Source organism: Serratia sp. NA_13 (assembly GCF_052691735.1).
This window is the reverse complement of record NZ_JBQZFV010000002.1, coordinates 420,030-443,753: the sequence shown is the minus strand read 5'-3', so window position 1 is coordinate 443,753 and position 23,724 is coordinate 420,030. Positions and strand designations below refer to the sequence as shown.

Annotated in this window: 24 protein-coding genes and 1 riboswitch; of the genes, 10 read left to right on the top strand and 14 right to left on the bottom strand. The window is 56.7% G+C overall.

Annotated elements, in window-relative coordinates:
• Positions 1-262: 262 nt before the first annotated feature.
• From cecR to ACUTSU_RS05655, 5 genes are all read left to right on the top strand, one after another.
• Positions 263-952 carry a transcriptional regulator CecR gene (cecR, locus tag ACUTSU_RS05675; protein WP_445649882.1) on the top strand — a complete coding sequence of 230 codons (690 nt, stop codon included), beginning with the start codon at positions 263-265 and terminating at the stop codon, positions 950-952.
• 145 nt (positions 953-1,097) lie between these two features.
• Positions 1,098-2,084, top strand: coding sequence for a secretion protein HlyD (hlyD, locus tag ACUTSU_RS05670; RefSeq protein ID WP_445653864.1), 987 nt, complete (start codon positions 1,098-1,100; stop codon positions 2,082-2,084).
• 9 nt (positions 2,085-2,093) lie between these two features.
• Positions 2,094-3,824: an ATP-binding cassette domain-containing protein gene (locus ACUTSU_RS05665; protein ID WP_445653863.1), complete on the top strand. Its 1,731-nt coding sequence runs from the start codon at positions 2,094-2,096 to the stop codon at positions 3,822-3,824.
• On the top strand, positions 3,821-4,975 hold the full coding sequence (locus ACUTSU_RS05660; protein WP_261412655.1) for an ABC transporter permease: 1,155 nt from the start codon (positions 3,821-3,823) through the stop codon (positions 4,973-4,975). Before ACUTSU_RS05665 ends, ACUTSU_RS05660 begins: the two co-directional genes overlap by 4 nt.
• 11 nt (positions 4,976-4,986) lie before the next feature.
• Positions 4,987-6,093: an ABC transporter permease gene (locus ACUTSU_RS05655; protein WP_445649879.1), complete on the top strand. Its 1,107-nt coding sequence runs from the start codon at positions 4,987-4,989 to the stop codon at positions 6,091-6,093.
• Between the two features lie 182 nt (positions 6,094-6,275).
• On the opposite strand, the gene ACUTSU_RS05650 is transcribed toward ACUTSU_RS05655, so the two are convergent.
• From ACUTSU_RS05650 to moaA, 6 genes are all read right to left on the bottom strand, one after another.
• Complete coding sequence (locus tag ACUTSU_RS05650; protein ID WP_153857640.1) at positions 6,276-6,986, bottom strand: Bax inhibitor-1/YccA family protein; 711 nt, start codon at positions 6,984-6,986, stop codon at positions 6,276-6,278.
• 326 nt (positions 6,987-7,312) lie between these two features.
• On the bottom strand, positions 7,313-7,780 hold the full coding sequence (gene moaE / locus ACUTSU_RS05645) for a molybdopterin synthase catalytic subunit MoaE (protein WP_174353495.1): 468 nt from the start codon (positions 7,778-7,780) through the stop codon (positions 7,313-7,315).
• A gap of 2 nt (positions 7,781-7,782) precedes the next feature.
• Positions 7,783-8,028: a molybdopterin synthase sulfur carrier subunit gene (gene moaD / locus ACUTSU_RS05640; RefSeq protein ID WP_012005757.1), complete on the bottom strand. Its 246-nt coding sequence runs from the start codon at positions 8,026-8,028 to the stop codon at positions 7,783-7,785.
• Entirely contained in the window at positions 8,025-8,504 is a 480-nt protein-coding gene (gene moaC / locus ACUTSU_RS05635; protein ID WP_126481028.1) for a cyclic pyranopterin monophosphate synthase MoaC, read from the bottom strand. Before moaC ends, moaD begins: the two co-directional genes overlap by 4 nt.
• A gap of 5 nt (positions 8,505-8,509) precedes the next feature.
• The gene (gene moaB / locus ACUTSU_RS05630; protein WP_445649877.1) at positions 8,510-9,022 is read right to left on the bottom strand and encodes a molybdenum cofactor biosynthesis protein B; all 513 of its coding nucleotides are present in this window, start codon (positions 9,020-9,022) and stop codon (positions 8,510-8,512) included.
• Positions 9,023-9,049: 27 nt separating this feature from the next.
• Positions 9,050-10,033: a GTP 3',8-cyclase MoaA gene (gene moaA, locus ACUTSU_RS05625; RefSeq protein WP_012005754.1), complete on the bottom strand. Its 984-nt coding sequence runs from the start codon at positions 10,031-10,033 to the stop codon at positions 9,050-9,052.
• A riboswitch (molybdenum cofactor riboswitch) is annotated at positions 10,023-10,165 on the bottom strand. Its footprint overlaps the gene before it by 11 nt.
• A gap of 260 nt (positions 10,166-10,425) precedes the next feature.
• On the opposite strand from moaA, the gene yvcK reads away from it, so the two are divergent.
• Entirely contained in the window at positions 10,426-11,343 is a 918-nt protein-coding gene (gene yvcK, locus ACUTSU_RS05620; protein ID WP_445649876.1) for a uridine diphosphate-N-acetylglucosamine-binding protein YvcK, read from the top strand.
• Between the two features lie 4 nt (positions 11,344-11,347).
• Here yvcK and ACUTSU_RS05615 read toward each other — a convergent pair whose 3' ends face one another.
• Positions 11,348-11,605, bottom strand: a complete 258-nt coding sequence (locus ACUTSU_RS05615) for a VF530 family protein (protein ID WP_445649875.1) — start codon at positions 11,603-11,605, stop codon at positions 11,348-11,350.
• A 157-nt stretch (positions 11,606-11,762) separates the two neighbouring features.
• Complete coding sequence (gene uvrB, locus ACUTSU_RS05610) at positions 11,763-13,775, bottom strand: excinuclease ABC subunit UvrB (protein ID WP_445649874.1); 2,013 nt, start codon at positions 13,773-13,775, stop codon at positions 11,763-11,765.
• Between the two features lie 1,138 nt (positions 13,776-14,913).
• Between uvrB and ACUTSU_RS05605 the strand changes: the two genes are divergently transcribed.
• The gene (locus ACUTSU_RS05605; protein WP_261107629.1) at positions 14,914-15,624 is read left to right on the top strand and encodes an ATP-binding cassette domain-containing protein; all 711 of its coding nucleotides are present in this window, start codon (positions 14,914-14,916) and stop codon (positions 15,622-15,624) included.
• Between the two features lie 37 nt (positions 15,625-15,661).
• On the opposite strand, the gene bioD is transcribed toward ACUTSU_RS05605, so the two are convergent.
• The 4 genes from bioD to bioB are packed head-to-tail and all read right to left on the bottom strand — an operon-like array spanning position 15,662 to position 19,268.
• Positions 15,662-16,336 carry a dethiobiotin synthase gene (gene bioD, locus ACUTSU_RS05600; protein WP_445653862.1) on the bottom strand — a complete coding sequence of 225 codons (675 nt, stop codon included), beginning with the start codon at positions 16,334-16,336 and terminating at the stop codon, positions 15,662-15,664.
• Positions 16,329-17,096: a malonyl-ACP O-methyltransferase BioC gene (gene bioC / locus ACUTSU_RS05595; RefSeq protein ID WP_445653861.1), complete on the bottom strand. Its 768-nt coding sequence runs from the start codon at positions 17,094-17,096 to the stop codon at positions 16,329-16,331. The genes bioD and bioC overlap by 8 nt, the downstream gene beginning before the upstream one ends.
• Entirely contained in the window at positions 17,080-18,231 is a 1,152-nt protein-coding gene (gene bioF, locus ACUTSU_RS05590; RefSeq protein ID WP_445649871.1) for an 8-amino-7-oxononanoate synthase, read from the bottom strand. Before bioF ends, bioC begins: the two co-directional genes overlap by 17 nt.
• Entirely contained in the window at positions 18,231-19,268 is a 1,038-nt protein-coding gene (bioB, locus tag ACUTSU_RS05585) for a biotin synthase BioB (RefSeq protein ID WP_445649870.1), read from the bottom strand. Before bioB ends, bioF begins: the two co-directional genes overlap by 1 nt.
• Positions 19,269-19,358: 90 nt before the next feature.
• On the opposite strand from bioB, the gene bioA reads away from it, so the two are divergent.
• Positions 19,359-20,633, top strand: coding sequence for an adenosylmethionine--8-amino-7-oxononanoate transaminase (gene bioA / locus ACUTSU_RS05580; RefSeq protein WP_445653860.1), 1,275 nt, complete (start codon positions 19,359-19,361; stop codon positions 20,631-20,633).
• A gap of 4 nt (positions 20,634-20,637) precedes the next feature.
• Here the strand turns inward: bioA and ACUTSU_RS05575 are convergent, their stop codons facing one another.
• Positions 20,638-21,039, bottom strand: a complete 402-nt coding sequence (locus tag ACUTSU_RS05575) for a YkvA family protein (RefSeq protein WP_445649868.1) — start codon at positions 21,037-21,039, stop codon at positions 20,638-20,640.
• Between the two features lie 167 nt (positions 21,040-21,206).
• On the opposite strand from ACUTSU_RS05575, the gene ACUTSU_RS05570 reads away from it, so the two are divergent.
• Complete coding sequence (locus tag ACUTSU_RS05570; RefSeq protein WP_445649867.1) at positions 21,207-21,689, top strand: kinase inhibitor; 483 nt, start codon at positions 21,207-21,209, stop codon at positions 21,687-21,689.
• 42 nt (positions 21,690-21,731) lie between these two features.
• Here the strand turns inward: ACUTSU_RS05570 and pgl are convergent, their stop codons facing one another.
• Entirely contained in the window at positions 21,732-22,727 is a 996-nt protein-coding gene (pgl, locus tag ACUTSU_RS05565; protein ID WP_445649866.1) for a 6-phosphogluconolactonase, read from the bottom strand.
• A gap of 167 nt (positions 22,728-22,894) precedes the next feature.
• Here pgl and ACUTSU_RS05560 point away from each other — a divergent pair, with 167 nt between their 5' ends.
• A complete protein-coding gene (locus tag ACUTSU_RS05560; protein ID WP_445653859.1) occupies positions 22,895-23,719 on the top strand; it encodes a pyridoxal phosphatase in 825 nt (274 codons plus the stop codon).
• The last annotated feature ends 5 nt before the right edge of the window (positions 23,720-23,724 follow it).

Genomic DNA, 23,724 nt, shown 5'->3' with positions numbered 1-23,724 from the left:
CGGTGCAGTTTCCTGGGAGGATTATCAGACGGGACATTTTGCATGACCACGAGGGATTGGCACAAACTGCAGTGCACCAAGCGGGCGAGTGTAGCAGAAGTCGAACAAGAAAAGGCAAATTAAGTGACTCAGAGCACAATATGCCGAAAATTCAGCCGAATCCGAAAAGGTACCCTTAAATAAACCGCGGTTACTGATTGCATTTCGTGCAATCTGACATAAAGTTAATCATATGATTGATTAGCTTTTGCGAGCGCCATCAATGCCAAATAATCAGACTGCCGGCCGGGCACGGGGTGAGCAAGCGCGTCAGCAGTTGATTGCCGCCGCCATCGAAATGTTCGGTGAATACGGTATTCAGGGTGCCACCACCCGCGATATTGCCCAGCGCGCCGGGCACAATATCGCCGCCATCACCTACTACTTCAATTCCAAAGAGGGCCTGTATCTGGCAGTCGCCCAGTGGATTGCCGATTTTATCCAGCAGGCGTTTCGCCCACTGGCCGAAGAGATTGACCGCTTCTGGCAATGCCCCGAAGTTGAACGTCTGCCGGAACACTACCTCGAACACCTGAAACGCGGCCTGCTGGCGTTCAGCGACCTGATGACCCAACCGCAGACGCTGAACCTGAGCAAAATCATGTCGCGCGAGCAGCTCTCCCCCACCGATGCTTACCCGTTGATCCACCAGCAGGTGGTGGCACCGCTGCATAACAAGCTTTGCCGCCTGTTGGCGGCCTACACCGGCATCGATCCGCATTCGACCAAAATTGTGCTGCATACCCACGCGCTGATCGGCGAAGTGCTGTCGTTTCGCATCGCGCGGGAAACCGTGCGTCGGCAGGCTGGCTGGCAGCAGATAGGTGCGGCCGAAGCGGCGCAAATCAGCGATGTGCTGGCGGAACACATAGATCTTCTGGTTAATGGGCTGCGCCAGCGTTATGGCGCGTAAACCCTGCGTATTTCAAGCTACGGCGTTGTTGACTTCGTGCACTCCCCCCAGTCACTTACTTGAGCAAGCTCCTGGGGACTCACGCACTTGTCGCCTAGCCGTAACGTGAAATTCATTGGGTTTAATCTTTATAGGCAGGAGTGTTATGAACAAGAAACGCAGTGCCCTCATTGTGGCGACTATCGTGCTGATCGCCGCGGCCGGTTACGGCTTTTGGTATTACCAACAGCAACAAGACCAGCCGCTGACGCTGTACGGTAACGTGGATATTCGCACGGTGAATTTGGGCTTCCGCGTCGATGGACGGTTGGCGTCGCTGACGGTGGATGAAGGCGATATCCTGCAACCGGGACAATTGCTCGGCAAACTGGACGACGCTCCTTATCTCAACGCGCTACAGCAGGCGCAGGCTAACGTCGGTAGCGCCAAAGCCAAGCTGGCGCTGCTGATGGCCGGTTACCGCGCAGAAGAAATTGCCCAGGTACGTTCGGAAATGGCGCAACGCCTGTCCGCCTTTAGCTATGCCGAAAGTTTCCTCAAGCGCCAACAGGGCCTGTGGGCAAAGAATGCCACCTCTGCCGACGCACTGGAAGATGCCCGCACCTCACGCAATCAGGCGCAGGCCAACCTGCAGGCCTCGAAAGACAAGCTGTCACAATACCTCAGCGGCAACCGCCCGCAGGAGATAGAAGAAGCCAAAGCCAATCTGGCGCAAAATGAAGCCGCGCTGGCGCAGGCGCAGTTGAACTTGCATGACACCATTCTGGTTTCCCCCTCGGCCGGCACGGTGCTAACGCGCGCAATCGAGCCCGGCACCATGCTCAGCGCCGGCGGCACGGTGTTTACGCTTTCGCTGACTCGCCCGGTGTGGGTGCGCGCCTACGTGAACGAATCCAGCCTGGGTAAAGCTGTGCCGGGTGCCGAACTGGAAATTTATACCGATGGCAGGCCGAACAAGCCTTACCATGGCAAAATCGGCTTTGTGTCGCCGACCGCCGAATTTACGCCGAAAAGCGTCGAAACCCCGGACCTGCGCACCGATTTGGTGTACCGCCTGCGAGTGATCGTCACCAACGCCGATGACGCGTTGCGCCAGGGCATGCCGGTCACCGTTCGTTTTGCCAAACCTTGAGGGCCGGTGATGGAACAGGTCATTGAACTGGAGGCGTTGGAAAAACGTTTCCCGTCGTTGGCAAAACCCGCGGTCGCCAGCCTGACCACCCGCCTGACCAGTGGTGCGGTCACCGGGCTGGTTGGCCCGGACGGCGCCGGCAAAACCACGCTGCTGCGCATGCTGGCCGGGTTGCTGAAACCCAGTAGCGGTACGCTGCGCGTCGCCGGGTTGGAGCCGATCGCGCAAGATCGTCAACTGCACGCCATCCTCGGCTACATGCCGCAAAAGTTCGGGCTGTATGAAGATCTGACGGTCATGGAAAACCTGACGCTGTATGCCGATCTGCGCGGCGTCACCGGCGATCTGCGTAAACAGACTTTCGAGCGGCTGCTGACCTTCACCGATCTCACTCGCTTTACCACCCGCCTCGCGGGCAAACTTTCCGGCGGCATGAAGCAAAAACTCGGGCTGGCCTGCACGCTGGTGGGCCAACCGCAGGTGCTGCTGCTGGATGAGCCTGGGGTCGGTGTCGATCCGATCTCGCGCCGCGAGCTGTGGCGCATGGTGCATGAGCTGGCCAACGACGGCATGCTGATCCTGTGGAGCACCTCCTATCTTGACGAGGCCGAGCAGTGTCGCGAAGTGCTGCTGCTCAATGAAGGCGAATTGCTGTTCAGCGGCGCGCCTAAAGATCTGACTCAGCGCATGGCCGGGCGCACGGTGCTGATTGCACCCCCCGCCGGCAGCCACCGCGCCCTGCTGCAACGGGCGATCTGCCTGCCTTCGGTCACCGACTGCGCTCTCCAGGGGAAATACCTGCGGCTGATCCTCAAGCAAGGCGAAGACCATCGGCAGGTAATGCAGCAATTGGATCTGCCGGATGCCGAATTGAGCGAAGCGGATCCTCGCTTTGAAGATGCTTTTATCGACCTGCTCGGCGGCGGGCCAAACAGTAAATCGGCGCTGGCGGAGATCATGCCGACCGTCGAGGGTGAAAGCTCGCAAACGGTGATTGAAGCGCAGGGGTTGACCAAGAAATTCGGCGATTTCGCCGCCACCGACCACGTGGACTTCAAGGTGCATCGCGGGGAAATTTTCGGCCTGCTCGGCCCGAACGGCGCCGGCAAATCCACCACCTTCAAAATGATGTGCGGGTTGCTGGTACCCACCGAAGGCAAGGCGCTGGTGCTGGATATGGATCTGAAAACCAGCTCCGGCAAGGCGCGCCAGCGTCTGGGCTATATGGCGCAGAAATTCTCGCTGTACGGCAACCTGACGGTGGCGCAGAACCTGAAGTTTTTCTCCGGCGTTTATGGCCTGAGCGGCAAGGCGCAGCGCGATAAAATCAGCGAGATGTCCAACGCCTTCAACTTTGGCCCAATCCTCAGCCAAACGCCGGACTCGCTGCCACTGGGCTTCAAACAGCGGCTGGCGCTGGCCTGCGCCCTGATGCACGAGCCGGATATTCTGTTTCTCGACGAACCGACCTCGGGCGTCGATCCACTGACCCGGCGCGAGTTCTGGTTGCACATCAACGGCATGGTGGATAAAGGCGTGACGGTAATGGTCACCACCCACTTTATGGATGAGGCGGAATACTGCGACCGCATCGGGCTGGTGTATCGCGGCAAGATTATCAAAGCTGGCACGCCGGACGAGCTCAAGCACCAGGTCGCCAGCAGCGATAACCCCAACCCATCTATGGAACAGGCGTTTATCGAACTGGTGCAGAGTTACGATCAGGAGGAGCAGCCATGAGCGAAAAAATAGCCACCCGCGACGACAGTGGTTTTTCCTGGCGGCGGTTGCGCGCACTGTGCCTGAAAGAGACGCGGCAAATCCTGCGCGATCCGAGCAGCGGGCTGATCGCCTTTGTCATTCCACTGATGCTGCTGTTTATCTTTGGCTACGGCATCAATCTGGACTCCAGCAAGCTGCGGCTGGGCATCCTGATGGAACAACAGAGCGAAGAGGCGCGTGATTTGGCCAATGCTTTTGCTGGTTCGCCCTATATCGAACCAACCATCAGCGACAACCGTCAGCAGCTGATCCAACTGATGCAGGCCGGACGCATTCGCGGGCTGGTGGTGATCCCCAACGATTTTGCCCAACGTATGGCGCGGCCGCACGACAGCGCACCGATTCAAATTATTACCGACGGCAGCGAGCCAAACACCGCCAACTTTGTTCAGGGCTATACCCAGGGGGTATGGCAAGTCTGGCAGCAGCAACGCGCCACCGATCGCGGACACGAGGAAAAACCCTTAATCGACGTGCAAATGCGCTATTGGTTCAACCCGGCGGCCATCAGCCGACACTACATCATTCCTGGTGCCATCACCATTATCATGACGGTGATCGGCGCTATCCTCACCTCCCTGGTAATTGCCCGCGAGTGGGAACGCGGCACCATGGAGGCACTGCTTTCCACCCAGGTAACACGCGCCGAGCTGCTGCTGTCCAAACTGGTGCCCTACTATTTCCTCGGCATGATCGCCATGGTGTTGTGCATGGCAGTGTCGGTGTGGGTACTCGGCGTGCCCTATCGCGGTTCGCTGCTGATTTTATTCGTCATTAGCAGCCTGTTCCTGGCCAGTACGCTCGGCATGGGGCTGCTGATTTCCACCATTACCCGCAACCAGTTCAACGCGGCGATGGTGGCGCTGAACGCCGCCTTTCTGCCATCAATCATGCTGTCCGGTTTTATCTTCCAGATCGACAGCATGCCGGCCATCGTGCGCGCCGTAACCTATATCATTCCGGCACGCTATTTCGTCAGCACGCTGCAAACGCTGTTCCTGGCGGGCAATATCGGCACGGTGCTGATGATTAACCTGCTGTTCCTGATCGCTTCGGCGGTGGTGTTTATCGGCCTGACGGCCTGGAAAACCCAGCGGCGGCTGGATTAAGAGGAAAGACGATGTTTCACCGTCTCTGGACGTTAATCATAAAAGAAATGCAGTCGCTGCTGCGCGATCCGCAGACCCGTGCCATCCTGATTATGCCGGTTATCCTACAGGTGCTGCTGTTCCCGTTCGCCGCCACGCTGGAGGTGACCAACGCCACCATCGCGGTCTACAGCGAAGACAGCGGCCACGCCTCGGTCGAACTGACCCAGCGCTTTGCCAAAGCGAAAGCCTTCTCGCATGTGCTGCTGTTGCGCAGCCCGCAAGAAATACAAACCACCATCGACAACCAAAAAGCGCTGCTGGTGATCCGCTTCCCGGCCCAGTTCTCGCGTGATATCGCGAGCGGCAATACGGCCCCGCTGCAACTGTTGCTCGACGGACGCAACTCCAACAGCGCACAAATCGCCGCCAACTATGTGCAGCAAATTGTGCAGGACTATCAAAATGAGCTGATCGGTAACCGTGCCAAACCCAACAACAGCGAACTGGTGGTGCGCAACTGGTATAACCCGAATCTGGATTACAAATGGTTCGTGGTGCCGTCGCTGATCGCCATGATCACCACCATCGGCGTGTTGATTGTCACCGCGTTGTCGGTAGCGCGTGAACGCGAACAGGGTACGCTGGAGCAGCTGCTGGTGTCACCGTTGACCACCTGGCAGATTTTTATCGGTAAAGCGGTTCCGGCGCTGATTGTCGCCACTTTCCAGGCCAGCGTCGTGTTGCTGATCGGTATCTTTATCTATCAGATCCCATTCGCCGGTTCGCTGCTGCTGTTCTACGGCACCATGCTAATTTACGGATTGTCTTTGGTGGGGTTCGGCCTGCTGATTTCGTCGCTGTGCGCCACCCAGCAGCAGGCGTTTATCGGCGTATTCGTATTTATGATGCCGGCGATCCTGCTTTCCGGTTATGTCTCGCCGGTGGAGAACATGCCGGTGTGGCTGCAAAACCTCACCTGGGCCAATCCCATTCGCCACTTCACCGACATCACCAAACAGATCTACCTGAAGGACGCCAGTTTCAGCATCATCTGGCATAGCCTGTGGCCGCTACTGGCGATCACCGCCACCACCGGCAGCGCCGCTTACGCCATGTTCCGCCGCAAAATTGCATAAAAAAAGGGGTTCAGTACATTTGAACTGAACCCCCATTGTCTAACACTGAGTTTAACCGTCGCGAGACCAAGCTATTGGTCAACGCCCGCAGCGCAGAAAGCGCAGTTGACACAGAGTCAATGAGCATTTCGAGCAGCGTACGGTGGGCAAGAGCGCCGTGTCGCAGCCCGGTTAAAACAGTGTTAGCGGCGGTTGCCGAAAATGCGCAGTAACATCAGGAACAGGTTGATGAAATCAAGATACAGCGTCAGCGCGCCGACAATGGCGTACTTGCGGAAGCTGTCTTTGTCATCGGCGTTCAACTGTTCGCCCATCGCTTTCAGTTTTTGGGTGTCGTACGCCGTCAGGCCAACAAACACCACCACCCCGATGTAGGTAATCGCCCACATCAGCGCGGAGCTTTTCAGCCAGATATTGACCAGCGAAGCCAGTACGATACCGATCAGCGCCATAAACAGCATGCTGCCGAAACCGCTCAAATCACGCTTGGTGGTATAACCGTACAGGCTCATCGCACCGAACATACCGGCGGTGACCACAAAGGTGCTGGCAATCGAGCTGTAGGTATAGGCGATGAAAATACTGGAAAGCGTCAATCCGGTCAGCGCCGAATACAACATAAACAGCGCGGTAGCTACCGTACCGTTGAGGCGGTTGACCATGCCGGAAATCACAAACACCAACCCCAACTGCACGATAATCAGACCGAAGAAAGTGATCTGGCTGGAGAAGATAAAGTTAAGGATCGCGGGCGTGTTGGCAGCGTACCAGGATACAAACGCCGTCAAGAGCATGCCACAGGTCATCCAGCCATATACCTGCGCCATATAAGCCTGAATGCCGCTGTTGGCACGTTCGACGATTGAACCATTAGAGCGTGGATATCGGTCCATGACGGTTACCTTTTATATGTGAAACAAGATTTGAATCCCCGTATACCCGTCGCCTTTCAAGCAACAGCGTTGTTACCTGCTTACAAGGCCCATCCATGGACCTTGCCCTTTCAGGGCCGCTTCAAGCAGCGTTCAAATCTGTTCCCGACAGATTTGTCGCTCACCTCAGTTACTTACTGAATAAGCGCCTGAGGATGAGCGAGCTGGGTGCCTAGCCGTAACGTGAAACTCATAGGGTATCCAAGGGATCTACCTGCTGTAAGCGTACCACAGAAAGTCTAAGTCGGAAGTTGCAAAGGTATTGATTTGTTTCTGCTGTTTACCGGTTATTTAACCGCTTTATGCCAGCGTTCCGCCGCCTGACGATCGCTATCGCGTGCGTCAACCCAGCGGTCGCCCTGCCCAACGGCTTCGCGTTTCCAGAACGGGGCGCGGGTTTTCAGGTAGTCCATGATGAACTCGCTGGCTTCAAATGCCATGCTGCGATGGGCGCTGGTTACGCCGACAAACACAATCTCATCACCAGGAAACAGCTCACCCACGCGGTGGATCACCGTCGCGCGCTGCAATGGCCAGCGGCTGCGTGCTTCGTCCACGATTTCCGCCAGCGCTTTTTCGGTCATGCCTGGGTAGTGTTCCAGCGTCAGCGCACTGACGTTATCACCCAGATTATGGTTACGCACCTTGCCGGTAAAGGTCACCACGGCACCGTCGTCGTCGCACTGCGCCAGCCACTGGTATTCTTCGCCAACGTTGAACGGCGCTTCCCCCACGCGGATACGGGTATTTTCCACCATTAACCTCCGGTTACCGGTGGAAAGAAAGCGACTTCATCACCGGCACGCAGCGGATGTTCGGCCGCCACCAGGGATTGGTTCACCGCCGTCAGCAACTTGCCAGACTCCAGTGCCAGCGCCCAGCGATCGCCGCGTTCGCACAGCGCCTTACGCAGCGCCTCTACCGTTGGGTAGTCCGCCGGCATTGACAGATCGCCAGTGCCGACCAACTCGCGCACCTGGGCAAAAAACAGAATGTTAATCATAGCTCCACCTTAAAATCACCGGATTTACCACCGCTTTTCGCCAGCAGCCGCACCGGGCCGATCACCATGTCTTTTTGTACCGCCTTGCACATGTCGTAAATGGTTAACGCGGCCACCGAAGCGGCGGTCAGCGCTTCCATTTCGACGCCGGTCTTGCCGGTCAACCGGCAGCAGGTTTCAATCCGCACCCGGCTGTGTTCCGGCTGCGCCTCCAACTGCACTTCAACCTTGCTCAGCATCAGCGGGTGACACAGCGGGATCAGCTCCCAGGTGCGTTTCGCCGCCTGAATACCGGCAATGCGCGCCGTAGCAAACACATCGCCCTTGTGATGGCTGCCATCGATAATCATCGCCAGCGTGGTCGGCAACATCTCAACGAAGGCCTCGGCGCGCGCCTCGCGCACCGTCTCTGCCTTGGCGGAAACGTCAACCATATGGGCTTCGCCCGCGGCGTTAATGTGAGTCAGCTGCGTCATAGTTTCTATTTCTTCAAATGTGGCAGGAAGTTGCACGGGCGGTGACGCGCGTCCAACTGCTCTTCAATAATGCGTTCCCAGGCGGTGCGGCAGGCGCGAGTCGAGCCCGGCATGGCAAAAATCACAGTCTGGTTGGCCATGCCGGCCAATGCGCGCGACTGGAGAGTGGCGGTGCCAATCTCTTCGTAGGACACCATGCGGAACAGTTCACCGAACCCTTCCACTTCACGATCGAACAGCGGCAACAGCGCTTCCGGGGTGTTGTCCCTGGCGGTAAAACCGGTGCCCCCGGTGATCAGCACGGCCTGAACCTGTTCGTCGGCGATCCACGCGGAGAGGCGTGCACGGATTTGATATTTATCGTCTTTGACGATGGCGCGATCCACCACCTGATGCCCGGCTTCAAGCGCCGCTTCCTGCAGATACTGGCCCGAGGTGTCTTCCGCTTCACCGCGACTGTCCGAAACGGTCAGAATAGCGATATGCGCCGGAATGAATTCACTGCTGGCATGACTCATTGCTTACTCCCGTGCAATTGGAAAAATTTATCCGCCGATAAACGACAGATTCTGCGTGATGCCACTGTTGCCCTGGTGCAGGAAGTGGGTTTGCTTTTTGGTCCGCAGTCCACCCTGAATGCGATCTTTCAACTCTTCAAGCTGGCCGTCATTCACCAGCAGATCGCGCAGGTTAATACCCTGCTCACCGAACAGGCACAGGTGCAGATTACCGATGGCGGAAACCCGCAGTCGGTTGCAGCTGGCGCAGAAATCTTTTTCGTACGGCATGATTAAACCCACTTCGCCCTGGTAATCCGGGTGGCTGAACACCTGCGCCGGGCCGTCGCTGCGGCCGCGCGGTTGCAGTTGCCAACCTTGCTGTTCCAGTTGCGAACGGATCACTTCGCCAGACACGTGGTGTTTGCGGAACAGGTCGCCACCCTCGCCGGTTTCCATCAGTTCGATAAAACGCAGTTGGATCGGACGGTCTTTTATCCAGTGCAGGAAAGCGCCCAGTTGCTGATGGTTAACGTCACGCATCAGCACCGCATTGACCTTGACCTTGCTGAACCCGGCGGTAAAGGCGGCATCGATGCCCTCCATCACCTGGCGGAATTTGTCCTGGCCGGTAATGGCGTGAAATTGACGGGGGTCCAGACTGTCGACGCTGACGTTAATCGCCGTCAGGCCGGCGTCACGCCAGGCGGCAACGTCGCGCGCCAGACGGTAGCCATTGGTGGTCACGGCAAGCTGGCGAACGGCCGGGTTTTCACGCACGGCGGCAATGATCTCGGTAAAATCGCGACGCAGCGAAGGCTCACCGCCGGTCAGGCGCACCTTTTCGGTGCCCAGCTCGGCGAAGGCACGGCTAACCCGGCGGATCTCATCGAGTGACAAGAAGGTTTTCGGACTGCCGTTAGGGCGATAGCCATCCGGCAGGCAATAGGTGCAACGAAAGTTACACACGTCGGTGATCGACAGGCGCAAGTAATAGAACTTGCGCTCATAAGCATCAATGAGTTGCGGCACCATAACACCTTCCAAAGTCGGGAGATGCGAGCGTTTCCACTCTGCACCCTGGTGGCTGACTTCGCCACGGCCCAAGCGCCATATTGTTCTCAAGAACAACGTAGGCCCAGAGGCTAGGAGTTTTGGTTTCAGTTCCCGCAGACTGAGTAGCCGGAACGAAACCGTGGTTTTCATCAGAATTCTAGCGCTAAACAAAGGCGATAGCCAACGCCCAATCTCGCTATATATTTTTGTATACAGCGTTTTTACGCGCTTCCAAATCAGGTAAACCATGATAAACGTCCTTTACGCAGACGAATTGACCAGAATCACGCAAATCACACTCTTTTTCGCGTTTTTACGCCAAATCCGCTACTTTATGCGGGCAGTTAAGCCCCTTTGTAAGGAAATTTATGCGTAATCGTACCCTGGCCGATCTCGATCGGGTGGTGGCATTAGGTGGTGGCCATGGTCTTGGCCGCGTGATGTCTTCCCTGTCGTCTTTAGGATCCCGTTTAACCGGTATTGTCACCACCACCGATAACGGCGGTTCCACTGGCCGTATTCGCCGCTCGGAAGGCGGCATTGCCTGGGGCGATACCCGTAACTGTTTGAATCAGTTGATCACCGAACCGAGCGTGGCCTCGGCGATGTTCGAGTACCGCTTTAGCGGCAATGGCGAACTCTCGGGGCATAACCTCGGTAACCTGATGCTGAAGGCGTTGGATCATCTCAGCGTGCGCCCACTGGAAGCGATCAATTTGGTACGCAGCTTGCTGAAGGTCGACGCGGCGCTGATCCCAATGTCTGAGCAGCCGGTGGATCTGATGGCACACGACCATGAAGGCAACCACGTCTATGGTGAAGTGAACGTCGATCAACTGACTGACATGCCGCAGGAACTGATGCTGTCACCGCGCGTCAACGCCACGCGAGAGGCGCTGGATGCCATTGCGCAGGCCGATGTGATCCTGATTGGGCCAGGCAGCTTCCTGACCAGCCTCATGCCGCTGCTGCTGCTCGATGACCTGACGCAGGCCTTGCGCCGCAGCAGCGCCAATATGATTTATATCGGCAATCTGGGGCGCGAACTGAGCGTCGCGGCAGCCGCCTTGACGCTGAAGAACAAGCTGGAGCTGATGGAGGAGAAAATTGGCCGCCAGATGATCGACGCGCTGATTGTTGGTCCGGCGGTCGATGCCAGCGAAGTACAGGATCGGGTAGTGATTAAACAACCGCTGGAAGCGGCGGATATCCCTTACCGCCACGACCGTCAGTTGCTACGCCAGGCGCTGGATCAGGCATTGATCGAGCTGGGTGCCCGCGGTTAAGGCTTTACTGGCCGCCGCGCAACCACGGATTATCGCTGGCGGCCTTCTCGACCATATCGATATAAAGATCTTCTACCTGCTTGCGCGCCCACGGCGTGCGGCGCAGAAATTTCAGGCTGGATTTAATGCTGGGATCGCTGCTGAAGCAGTTGATGCGAATGCGTTCGGCCAGCCCTGACCAGCCGTAGTTCTCCACCAGTTTATTCAAAAGTTGTTCCAGAGTGACGCCGTGCATCGGGTCTTTGGACTGGTGTTGGGTCATGTGTGGCTCGCAGTAGTCAAATGGCCACACACCATAATCAGCTTTGGCGGAGGCGACAAGAAATTTATACCCTTTGTCTTTCAAACTGCAGCGTTGTTGGCTGCAACTCGAAATCCATTGGGTATTTCCTTGAAACACCCTCTGGTGTCTCTGTGCCTTAAGAAATGGCGATAAACTGCTCACGCAACTGGTGTATCTCGTCACGCAAGCCCGCCGCCAACTCGAACTCCAGGTTCTGTGCGTGGGTATACATCTGCGCTTCCAGCTCGCGGATTTTTTGATCCAGGGCTTTTGGCGTGAGGTTTTGGTATTGCCCGACGTTTTCCGCCGCCTTGCCCTTCCCTCGGCCCTTGCCGCGATTGCCCGGTTTGCCCAACTGCAGAACATCGGAAACTTTCTTGTTCAGGCCCTGCGGTACAATGCCATTTTCTTCGTTGAACGCCTGCTGTTTGGCGCGACGGCGTTCGGTCTCGCTAATCGCCCTGGCCATAGAGTCGGTAATTCTGTCACCGTAGAGGATCGCTTTACCATTGAGATTACGTGCCGCACGGCCAATGGTCTGGATTAACGAACGTTCGGAGCGCAGGAAGCCTTCTTTATCCGCGTCCAGAATCGCCACCAGCGACACCTCAGGCATGTCCAGCCCCTCACGCAACAGGTTGATACCCACCAGCACGTCAAACTCGCCCAGGCGCAGATCACGAATGATTTCGACCCGTTCCACGGTATCGATGTCCGAGTGCAGATAACGTACCCGTTCGCCGTGCTCTTCGAGATATTCGGTCAGGTCTTCCGCCATGCGTTTGGTCAGGGTAGTGACCAGTACGCGCTCGTTGATTGCCACCCGCTTGCGAATTTCAGACAGCAGGTCATCCACCTGAGTGGTCACCGGCCTGACTTCTATTAGTGGATCCAGCAAGCCGGTAGGGCGCACCACCTGATCGATAATATCGTCGCCGGACTTCTCCAGCTCATATTTGCCCGGCGTGGCAGACACGTAGATCGTCTGTGGTGCTAATGCCTCGAACTCTTCAAAACGCATCGGACGGTTGTCCAGCGCCGACGGCAGGCGGAAACCGTATTCCACCAGCGTCTCTTTACGCGAACGGTCGCCCTTGTACATAGCGCCGATTTGCGGAATGGTGACGTGGGATTCATCTACCACCAGCAGGCCATCCGCCGGTAAATAATCAAACAGCGTCGGCGGTGGCTCACCCTCTTTACGTCCGGACAGGTAGCGCGAGTAGTTTTCAATGCCGGAGCAGTAGCCCAGTTCGTTCATCATCTCCAGATCAAACTGGGTGCGCTGCGTCAGACGCTGTTCTTCCAGCAGCTTGTTATTGGCCAACAGCACCTTGCGCCGTTCGGCCAGATCCACTTTGATCTCTTCCATCGCCTGCAGGATCCGCTCACGCGGCGTCACGTAGTGCGACTTCGGATAAATAGTGAAGCGCTGCACCACCTGCTCGATCTGCCCAGTCAAAGGATCAAACAGCGAAAGCCGCTCGACCTCTTCATCAAACAGTTCAATGCGCAGCGCCAGTTCGTCAGACTCAGCCGGGAAGACGTCGATCACCTCGCCACGCACGCGGAAGGTCGCTCGCTGGAAGGCCTGATCGTTACGGGCATATTGCAGCTCCGCCAAACGGCGCAGGATCGAACGCTGATCGATGATCATGCCCTTGGTCAGGTGCAGCATCATCTTCAGATACAGATCAGGATCGCCCAGACCGTAGATCGCCGATACCGATGCCACCACGATCACATCGCGGCGCTCCAGCAAGGCTTTCGTCGCGGAAAGACGCATTTGTTCGATGTGTTCGTTCACCGCGGCGTCTTTTTCGATAAAGGTGTCGGAGCTGGGTACGTAGGCTTCCGGTTGGTAGTAGTCGTAGTAAGAAACAAAATACTCGACCGCATTCTCGGGAAAGAACTCTTTCATTTCGCCGTACAACTGCGCCGCCAGCGTTTTGTTAGGTGCCAGCACCATAGTGGGCCGGTTCAGATCGGCTATCACATTGGCGACGGTAAATGTCTTGCCCGAACCGGTGACGCCCAGCAGCGTCTGGTGTGCCAGACCGTCTTCCAGGCCCTCTTCCAGTTTGCTGATGGCCTGCGGCTGATCGCCGGCCGGCTTGAATTCGGAATGCAGTTTGAAAACTTTACTCATGGACTTGGCTACCCTGTGGAGATGTGCGCGCTCAGGCGGCCATAGAGCTAATGCTCGATGAATGGCCTCTAATTATGGAAAGCCCCGGCGATTTTTGCCAGTGCCCATGATACTGGATATAAAACCAGCTTCAAGCGATTCGTCGCTTTAGCGTGCGTCAAATCAGGCTGAATGCACCGTAGGGGTTACAGCCGCGTGACATTTTTATTGTCAATAACAGATTTATCCCCAAAATCCGTCACGAATTAACTTATTGATAGCACTGCGGCCAAAAATCATACATAGAAACTTCATCGATACATCAGCCGCTTGATTTTAGTTAATATATTGATAATTAATAATTTTATAAAAAAGACGAGATTGCGGACAAAGCGAACACAACCCGCGTCCGCTCTCGCTTTAAACCGGTTTTCTAAATCTAATGCACAAGGTTATCCACAGGAATAGTGGATAACTCTCACCACCCCGCCCCGGCTGGGAGTTGCAGAAAGAACGCTTTTTGCCGTTTCTGCCCGCCAAGATGGCTTTTTTAGTTATTTTTTCACAATAATATCGCTTTGGTTATGCCGATTAATGCTAAAAAGCCCCATTGCCAAAAACGGATTTATCTCATTGTTGCCGTCACCTGATGCATCTTGCTGCAACCGGCGAAATAGTTTGCACCATAAGCATTCTTCGCAGCACTGGAAGAGTGCAAAAATTGTCCGCGTTAACTTTCCCCGCTATTTTCACTTGGTCCGCCATACCTGCCCTGGCGCGCAAAACCGTTAACAAGGCAATAACAATCCTGTTTTCCGCGGTTTTATAAAGTTGGCCCAAGGGTTGCATTACCTTTGGGCGGCAAAAGTACGTTCGGGATAAATATCCGGGCCGTAATGGCGGAATGATCCGCTGTCATTTCGCGGCACGACGGGAGTAACACAACCGCTCTTTACTCGATAAAGACTAAAGAGCGCGGACAAGCCGAAAATAACTGCGATTTTTGCCTATGTGTCACTTGTTTTACCCGAATTTAAACTGCCTGGTAAAAGGCAGTCATTCAGCACTTTATTCTGGACATTAAAACACTCGGGAAAGAAACCGCTACTGCGAAAACGGTAGTAAGGAGTGGAATACGATTCTTTGAGGAGAATGCTAGATGTTGAGTTTAAGGTCAGTGAATCAGTTTTACGGGCAAACCCATACCCTGTGGGACATCAATCTGGAGTTGCCGCGCGGCCAGTGCACAGTGCTGATCGGTCGTAACGGCGTGGGCAAGACCACGCTGGTGAACTGCATCATGGGCCATTTGCCGGTGGTCAGTGGCAGCATGACCTGGCAGTTGGCGGATGAACCACCACAAAACCTGCTGCAACAACCGGTGGAAACCCGCACCGCGCTAGGGATCAGCTATGTGCCGCAAGGGCGGCAAATCTTTTCGCAGCTCAGCGTAGAGGAAAACCTGCAGGTAGCGCTGATGGCCGGCCGCGATAAAAACCGCCGCATTCCGCCTTTAATTTATCACCTGTTCCCCAACCTGAGAGAGATGCGCAGCCGCAGAGCCGGGGATTTGTGTGACGGCGAACAACAACAACTAGCGATTGGTCGCGCCCTGGTGTTGGAGCCTGAGTTGTTGATCCTCGATGAACCCACCAGCGGTGTACAGCCAACGATCGCCGCAGATATCGGCAACGTGATCCGCAAGCTTAACCGCGAGCTGGGTATGACCATCCTGCTGGTGGAGCACAAGCTGCCGTTTGTTCGTCGGGTGGCGGACCGTTTCTGTCTGATGGATCAGGGACGCAGCGTAGCAGATGGCACGCTGGAACAGTTGGACGAGGAATTGATTAATGCCTATCTGGCAGTTTGAGGCTGTGAACTGGGGGACAATGCTTCCCCCCGTTCATTTATAAAACGCTTAAATCCAGATAGTGCCCCAAAGTCTGCCGTTCGGGTTCGGCCAGATGGGGGATTTCACCGAGCAAAGGCGCAGGCAGCATACGGCGCAGCGTGGCCAGATATTCCTGATGGCGACGGCCCGGAAGGCTGACGTCATTGGCGATCCAACCAACCAACGACAATCCCGCCTGTTTGATAGCCTGTGCAGTCAGCAGCGCATGGTTAATGCAACCCAGCTTGATGCCCACCACCAAAATCACCGGCAGTTGCTCCTGCTGTACCCAGTCGGCAAAAGTATGCTGTTCCGAAAGCGGCGTAAACCACCCCCCGGCGCCTTCGACCAGCAGCCAATCGGCCTTTTGCTCCAGATGGCGTAGCCCGGCGGAAAGCTGGGCCAGTTCTATCGGCAGCCCTTCATCGGCGCTGACAATATGCGGTGAAGTCGGTTCGGCGAAAACGTAAGGGTTTACCTCCTGGTAACTTAGCGCAACCGAGCCGTTAGCCTGGAGCGCCAGCGCATCGCCGTTGCGCAAGCCTTCGGCGGTCATCTCGCTGCCGGAAGCCACCGGTTTATAACCTACAGTACGGTAGCCTGCCAGATTGGCGGCCTGCAACAAGGCACTGCTGGCCACGGTTTTACCCACTTCGGTATCGGTGCCGGTGACAAACCAACGCTTAATCACGATAAATCACTCCATAAACCAAATGATAACTGAGCGGAAACTGCCCGCGCTGGCGGGGGTAAGCCGCCTGCAAGGCCGCAAGCCGTCGGCGTGACAGCAGCCCGGCATCACGCCCTTGGTGCAAATGGGTCGCCCCAATCCCCTTGAGCGATCGCATCAGCGCCATCACATCCGGGTAATTCAGAGTTTGCCACTCCACTTCCAACTGGTGACGGTAGTCGGCGCAGGCGGCGCTAATCTGCGTCAGCGGCAGAAAATCATTCACATGACGCTCGCCGTCCACCTGCTGCCAGGCGTCGCCCAGTTCGCCCAGCGATCCTTGTGCCAACGTAGAAAACAGGATCACCCCGCCGGGCCGGGTGACCCGATATAGCTCCGACAGCGCTCGCGGCAGGTCGCTGCACCATTGCACCACCAGGCTGCTGAAGCTGATATCCACGGCGGCGTCGGGCAAGGGCACATTCTCAATATCCCCCAGCAGATAATGATCCGCCGCCTGCTGCTGACGGGCAAATGCCAGCATGCCCGGTGCCAGATCCAGTGCAGTAACCTGTTTGCCAAGTTCACGCCAGCAGCGGCTAAAGTGACCAGTACCACAGCCCGCATCCAGCAGTTGCGCGCCAGGGTGCTCCAATCCGATCCCCAGCAAGCGCTCACCAACATCCCGCTGCAGTACCGCAGCCGCGTCATAGCTGCTCGCGGCACGGCTGAAGGCCGAGGCCACCGCCTGCTTATTAACTGATTCATACGCTGACATCATGCAATACCTCCAGCAGACGATCGATATCCTGCGGCTGATGCGTCGCCGTCAGGGTAATACGCAAGCGCGCACCGCCCGGCGGCACCGTTGGCGGGCGGATAGCGCTCACCCACAGGCCCTGTTCGCGCAGGCTTTGCGCCAGATCAAGAGCTCGTTGGTTATCGCCCACCAGCAAAGGTTGAATGGCGGTAACCGACTCCGTCAGGGTCAGCGACAACTGGGCCGCCCCCTGGCGGAAACGCTGAATGTTATCCTGCAGTCGGGCGCGCAATTCATCGCCCTGCCGGATGCAATGCAACGCCGCCTGCAATGCACAGGCCTGCGCCGGTGGCATCGCGGTGCTGTAAATCAAATGGCGGGCAAACTGCAGCAAATATTCAGCGAGGGATTCATCGCACAGTACCGCCGCGCCGCTGAGGCCAAAAGCTTTGCCAAAAGTAACCACCAACAGTTCAGGCCGGACGCCCTGCTGCCAGCAACTGCCGCGCCCCTGCTCACCGTGCACGCCAATGCCGTGCGCGTCATCAACCATCAACCAGGCACCCGCCGCGCGGGTCAAACGGTGCAGCTCCGCCAGTGGCGCACTGTCACCGTCCATGCTGAACACCCCTTCGGTCACCGCCAACATTTGGCCGTCGCAGGGTTTGGCCAGTAAATCAGCCAGCGCCTGTGGCTGATTATGACGAAAACGACGCAGTTGGGCCGGTGAGTGAGCTGCGGCCTCCAGCAAAGAAGCATGGCTGAGTCGATCGGCTAAAATGCGATCCTCTGCCTGCATCAGGGCCGCCAGCAGCGCCTGGTTGGCGGCATAGCCAGAGATAAACAGTAATGCACGCGGGTAGCCAAGCCAGTCTGCCAGTTGCTGTTCCAGCACCTGATGTGCCGTAGAAAAACCGGTAACATGGCCAGAGCCACCACTACCGACACCGTACTGCTGCGCGCCCTGCTGCCAGGCCGCAATCACCTGGGCATTCTGACTCAGGCCCAAGTAGTCATTGCCGGAAAAATTCAGGTACTGCTCGCCATTAAGCTGAATATGGCGACCATTGCCGCCCTGATTCACCTGGCGACGGCGGTAAGCGGCGCTCTGCTGCCGCTCCTCCAGCGCTTGTTCAATGCGTTGTTGCCAGCTCATTACAGTGCCGCGTTGTAAAACTCAGCGGTATCCGCCTGCATCAACTGCGCAGCCAGCGCCTGTTGCTGCTGGTTGTCGCCGTGTTCGGTTTCGGTCTGCTGCGGGTTCAGGCCCAGTTTGCGGAACAGTTGCAGATCTTTGTCTTCTTCCGGGTTTGGCGTAGTCAGCAGTTTGCAGCCATAGAAGATGGAGTTGGCACCGGCCATAAAGCACATCGCCTGAGTTTGCTCGTTCATCTGCTCACGGCCGGCGGACAGGCGCACGTAAGAAGCCGGCATCATGATGCGTGCCACCGCAATGGTGCGGATGAAATCAAAGGGATCGACGTCTTCGTTATCTGCCAGCGGCGTGCCTTTGACCTTCACCAGCATGTTGATCGGTACGCTCTCCGGCGGCGTCGGCAGATTGGCCAACTGCACCAGCAGCCCGGCGCGGTCACGCACCGTTTCACCCAGCCCGACAATGCCGCCGGAACAGACTTTAATGCCCGCTCCGCGCACCTTACCCAGGGTATCCAGACGCTCCTGATAGCTACGGGTGGTGATGATGTTGCCGTAGAATTCCGGCGAAGTATCCAGGTTGTGGTTGTAGTAATCCAGCCCGGCATCCGCCAGCCGTTCCGCCTGCGTGCCATCAAGCGTGCCCAGCGTCATGCAGGTTTCCATGCCCATCGCCTTCACCCCTTGCACCATCTGCTGCAGGTAAGGCATATCGCGCTCGTGCGGGTTTTTCCACGCCGCCCCCATGCAGAAACGGGTCGATCCATTCGCCTTGGCCTTACGCGCCGACTCCAGCACCTGCTCCACCTGCATCAATCGCTCCGACTCCAGGCCGGTTTTATAGCGCGAACTTTGCGGGCAGTACTTGCAGTCTTCCGGGCATGCGCCGGTTTTGATTGATAACAGCGTGCTCACCTGCACCTGACGCGGGTCAAAGTGGCGGCGGTGAACCGTCTGGGCTTCAAACAACAGTTCAAGCAAAGGTTTATCAAACAGGGTCTGGGCAAGACCCACCGTCCAGTGAATGCGATCGGCCATCACGGCGTCTCCAAAAATGAAAAAAGTGTCGTCAGTTTAGATATTGTGGATATACTGTCAACCATTACGAATATGATTTGGTTTACAATTATGTCTATCACTGCCTCTGACCTTGAATTCGATCAGCGCCATATCTGGCACCCATACACTTCCATGAGCCACCCGTTGCCCTGCTACCCGGTAGAAGCCGCCTGCGGGGTTGAATTACAACTGGCCGATGGTCGGCGTCTGATTGACGGCATGTCCTCCTGGTGGGCGGCCATTCACGGTTATAACCACCCGCAACTGAACCAGGCCGCCACGCAACAGTTGGAAAAGATGTCGCACGTGATGTTTGGGGGCATTACCCATCCCGCCGCCATCGCTCTGTGCCGTAAACTGATAGCGATGACACCGGAGGCGCTGCAATGCGTATTCCTGGCAGATTCCGGCTCCGTGGCTGTAGAGGTGTCGCTGAAGATGGCGCTGCAATACTGGCAGGCACGCGGGGAGCGGCGGCAACGGATCCTGACCCTGCGGCACGGCTATCACGGTGATACCTTCGGTGCCATGTCAGTGTGCGACCCGGACAACTCGATGCATAGCCTGTATCAGGGTTACCTGGCACCGCACCTGTTCGCTACCGCGCCGCAGTGCGGTTTCGAGCAGGCCTGGGATGAAAGCGATGTCGCGCCGTTCGCCGCGCTGCTGGAACAGCATGCCGGGGAAGTGGCGGCGGTGATCCTCGAACCGGTGGTTCAGGGGGCGGGCGGCATGCGCATTTACCACCCGACCTATCTCAAGCGGGTGCGTGAACTCTGCGATCGTCATCAGGTGCTGCTGATTGCCGATGAAATTGCCACCGGCTTTGGTCGCACCGGCAAGCTTTTTGCCTGTGAACATGCCGACATGGTGCCGGATATTCTGTGCCTGGGCAAGGCGCTGACCGGCGGTTATATGACGCTGTCTGCCACCCTGACCACGCGCCACGTGGCGGAAACCATCAGCAACGGTGCCGCCGGTTGCTTTATGCATGGGCCTACCTTTATGGGCAACCCGTTGGCCTGCGCGGTGGCCAACGCCAGCCTGTCGCTGTTGGCAGAAAACCGCTGGCAACAGCAGGTCGCCGCTATCGAAAGCCAGTTGAAACAGCAACTGTTGCCGCTGAAGGCACTGCCAAAGGTGGCTGATGTGCGGGTGTTAGGGGCGATCGGCGTAGTCGAAATGCGCGAGCCGGTAGATGTGGCGCAACTACAGCGTGGTTTTGTCGAGCGCGGCGTGTGGATCCGGCCCTTCGGCAAACTGATTTATTTAATGCCGCCGTACATCATTGAAGCCGAGCAGCTCAGCCGTTTGACCGCCGCCGTAACGGCCGCGGTAGAGTAATAGCTTACCAATGCTGGTCCAGATAACGGGCCAGCCACACCAGGCATCCCACCCACAGCAAAATAATCATCGCCGCCGCCATCCGGCCGGTTGGATTATCAATGCGTCGTTGTGCTTTCTCGCGAAACTCCACCATCAACGGTTTGGGGATCAGCCACACCGCCAGCATAATGCCCAGCGGCACGATAATCACATCGTCCAGATAGCCCAATACCGGAACAAAATCCGGGATCAAATCTATCGGCGATACCGCATAACCCGCAACCAGCAGAGCGACCAATTTGGCATACCAGGGTGTGCGCCGGTCGCGAGCAGCCAGCCACAATGCATAAATGTCGCGCTTGACACCCCTGGCCCACCGGCGCAGCCAGCCAAACCACGGCGTGCGTTTTTTGAATGAAATCATGATTACTTTATATCGAACTGTGAATGATAATTATCGCGAATGTAGCTTCGCAGTTAATTATGGTAACTCATAGATCAGGCTACTGGCGAGATACAATGCAGCTTGTGTTGTTCCGGCAAAACAGTCTAGCTTAGGGGCTCTGCTTTTACCGACAACAGGGAATCACCATGACTTTTCGTTTGTACAGCAATGAGTTGCAGGACGGCGCAAAAATGCCGGAGCGTCAGGTGTTTAACGGCATGGGCTATCACGGTAATAATCTGTCACCCCATCTGGCCTGGGATGGCGTGCCGGAAGGCACCAAGAGTTTCGTGATTTCGGTATACGATCCCGATGCCCCAACCGGCTCCGGCTGGTGGCACTGGGTGGTGGCCAATATCCCGGCGGCAACGCGTGAACTGCCGGCCGGTGCAGGCTCCGGCAAAGGCGGTTTACCGGCCGGTGCTATTGAGACCCGCACCGACTTTGGTTCTGCCGGTTACGGCGGCGCGGCCCCACCGCAGGGCGAAAGTCACCGCTATCACTTCACCGTGCATGCGCTGGACGTAGAGAGCATTGAGGTGGATGAAGGCTCCAGCGGCGCACTGGTTGGTTTTAACGTGCACTTCCATAGCCTCGGCAGCGCTACGCTGACGGTGAAATACAGCTGATTTTTTGGCAAAAAAAGGGGCGAATGTCTTCGCCCCCAAGTTTTACTTAGCCAAAATACTTACCCACATCGGGCCCTTGCCTACCGGGTACCGTGCCAATGTGGTCAGCTTGCCGCTGGCCTGATCAATCTCATACACCCCAATATGACCGGACTTCTGGCCGGATGAAATCAGGAAGCGACCACTGTGGTCGATATTGAAGCCGCGCGGCTGCTCTTCGGTCGGATGATAACCCACCACCGATAAGGTGCTGCCATCTTCGGACACGCTGAAAATAGTCAGGATACTCGCGGTGCGGTCACTGGTGTACAGGTAGCGGCCGTTCGGCGTGATATGAATATCCGCCGCCCAGCGGGTGCCATTGAAATCAGCCGGCATGATATCCAGCGTTTGCACCAGAGTATATTTGCCGCCGTTTTCGCTGATGGCAAGCACGTCTACCGTTCCATCCAACTCATTGACGCAGTACGCATATTTGTCGTTATGGTGGAATGCCATATGACGTGGGCCGGCACCACTGGCAGTCGCCACCGCTTCCTGGCTGTGTGGCGTCAGTTCGCCTTGCAAGTCCAGATTAAACAGGCGGATGCGATCTTCTTTCAGACAGGGGACTAGCAACAGTTGATTGGTCGGGTCGATATTGGCCGAGTGCGGAGCGGTCAAACCGTCGATCTGCTGGATAGGCGCTACCACCACGCCGTCATGGCCGATAGGGCTGACGCTGGCGCAGTTGCCGCTGTAAGAAGCGGAAAACAGATAGCGCCCCTGCAAATCGGTAGAAATATGGGTCGGACTGCCAGGCAAGGGAGCCATACCGGCCTGTTGCAATCTGCCGTCCAACTCAATGCGATAGCTGACAATACCGAAAGCCGGGCGCACACCCACGTACAGATGCGTTCTGTCCGGGTGGATCGCCATCGGTTGCACCTGGCCCGGGGCCTCGACGGTTTGCAGCAGCTCTAACGCACCCGCGTCGCTTAACTGCCACACGTGAATTTGTTGGCTTTCCGGGCTGGCGACATAAACGATTTGCTTCATGTATTCTCCTTGAACAGGGTAAAAGAGAAACCGGTTTCAGGTTTTTCGGTTTCCCCTAGCTTACCTCACATCCGTGACGCGTTGCAGATGAAATCTGTGCGGTTTTATCCGTCGCTTATCCGGTGTACTATCGGTTTAATTTTGTTGCTAACGATAATGAGATCCCTATGAGCTACCGCGTCATTGCCCTCGATCTGGATGGCACCTTGCTGGACAACCAAAAACGCATTTTACCGCAGTCGCTGGCAGCCCTGGCCCAGGCGCGCGCCGCCGGCATCAAGGTAGTGGTAGTCACCGGTCGCCATCATGTGGCGATCCACCCGTTCTATCAGGCGCTGGAGATAGACACTCCGGCAATCTGCTGTAACGGCACCTATTTGTATGACTTCCAGCAGAAAAAAGTGCTGGCGGCCGATCCGCTGGAAAAAGATCAGGCCAAGCTGGTGTTGCAGATGCTGAAACAAAGCGGCATTCATGGCCTGATGTACGTAGACGACGCCATGCTGTATCAGGAGCCGAGCGGTCACGTCACCCGTTCATTGGCCTGGTCCGAAACCCTGCCGCCGGCGCAACGCCCAACGCTGTTGCAGGTTAACAGCCTGGTTCAGGCGGCCGATGATGCGCAGTCGATCTGGAAGTTCGCCACCTCGCACGCCGATATTCCTGCGCTGCGTAGCTTCGCCGAAACGGTAGAAAAAGAGCTGGGGCTGGCCTGCGAATGGTCGTGGCACGATCAGGTCGATATTGCCAAAGGCGGTAACAGCAAAGGAAAACGCCTGCAGCAATGGGTAGAGTCGCAGGGTTTAAGCATGAGCCAGGTGGTGGCCTTCGGGGATAACTACAACGATCTCAGCATGCTGGAAGCGGTAGGCCTGGGCGTCGCGATGGGCAATGCCGATGACGCCATCAAACAACGTGCCGATCTGGTGATTGCCGATCACCTGCAGCCGGGTATTGCCGAAGTCATCCGCACTCGAGTTTTGGGTCAGTAATGCCA

Excerpts from the sequence above, each read along its gene's own strand:
- cecR (WP_445649882.1), top strand. The coding sequence starts at position 263 with ATGCCAAATAATCAGACTGCCGGCCGGGCACGGGGTGAGCAAGCGCGT.
- hlyD (WP_445653864.1), top strand. The coding sequence starts at position 1,098 with ATGAACAAGAAACGCAGTGCCCTCATTGTGGCGACTATCGTGCTGATC.
- ACUTSU_RS05665 (WP_445653863.1), top strand. The coding sequence starts at position 2,094 with ATGGAACAGGTCATTGAACTGGAGGCGTTGGAAAAACGTTTCCCGTCG.
- ACUTSU_RS05660 (WP_261412655.1), top strand. The coding sequence starts at position 3,821 with ATGAGCGAAAAAATAGCCACCCGCGACGACAGTGGTTTTTCCTGGCGG.
- ACUTSU_RS05655 (WP_445649879.1), top strand. The coding sequence starts at position 4,987 with ATGTTTCACCGTCTCTGGACGTTAATCATAAAAGAAATGCAGTCGCTG.
- ACUTSU_RS05650 (WP_153857640.1), bottom strand. The coding sequence starts at position 6,986 with ATGGACCGATATCCACGCTCTAATGGTTCAATCGTCGAACGTGCCAAC.
- moaD (WP_012005757.1), bottom strand. The coding sequence starts at position 8,028 with ATGATTAACATTCTGTTTTTTGCCCAGGTGCGCGAGTTGGTCGGCACT.
- moaC (WP_126481028.1), bottom strand. The coding sequence starts at position 8,504 with ATGACGCAGCTGACTCACATTAACGCCGCGGGCGAAGCCCATATGGTT.
- moaB (WP_445649877.1), bottom strand. The coding sequence starts at position 9,022 with ATGAGTCATGCCAGCAGTGAATTCATTCCGGCGCATATCGCTATTCTG.
- yvcK (WP_445649876.1), top strand. The coding sequence starts at position 10,426 with ATGCGTAATCGTACCCTGGCCGATCTCGATCGGGTGGTGGCATTAGGT.
- ACUTSU_RS05615 (WP_445649875.1), bottom strand. The coding sequence starts at position 11,605 with ATGACCCAACACCAGTCCAAAGACCCGATGCACGGCGTCACTCTGGAA.
- uvrB (WP_445649874.1), bottom strand. The coding sequence starts at position 13,775 with ATGAGTAAAGTTTTCAAACTGCATTCCGAATTCAAGCCGGCCGGCGAT.
- ACUTSU_RS05605 (WP_261107629.1), top strand. The coding sequence starts at position 14,914 with ATGTTGAGTTTAAGGTCAGTGAATCAGTTTTACGGGCAAACCCATACC.
- bioC (WP_445653861.1), bottom strand. The coding sequence starts at position 17,096 with ATGATGTCAGCGTATGAATCAGTTAATAAGCAGGCGGTGGCCTCGGCC.
- bioF (WP_445649871.1), bottom strand. The coding sequence starts at position 18,231 with ATGAGCTGGCAACAACGCATTGAACAAGCGCTGGAGGAGCGGCAGCAG.
- bioB (WP_445649870.1), bottom strand. The coding sequence starts at position 19,268 with ATGGCCGATCGCATTCACTGGACGGTGGGTCTTGCCCAGACCCTGTTT.
- bioA (WP_445653860.1), top strand. The coding sequence starts at position 19,359 with ATGTCTATCACTGCCTCTGACCTTGAATTCGATCAGCGCCATATCTGG.
- ACUTSU_RS05575 (WP_445649868.1), bottom strand. The coding sequence starts at position 21,039 with ATGATTTCATTCAAAAAACGCACGCCGTGGTTTGGCTGGCTGCGCCGG.
- ACUTSU_RS05570 (WP_445649867.1), top strand. The coding sequence starts at position 21,207 with ATGACTTTTCGTTTGTACAGCAATGAGTTGCAGGACGGCGCAAAAATG.
- pgl (WP_445649866.1), bottom strand. The coding sequence starts at position 22,727 with ATGAAGCAAATCGTTTATGTCGCCAGCCCGGAAAGCCAACAAATTCAC.
- ACUTSU_RS05560 (WP_445653859.1), top strand. The coding sequence starts at position 22,895 with ATGAGCTACCGCGTCATTGCCCTCGATCTGGATGGCACCTTGCTGGAC.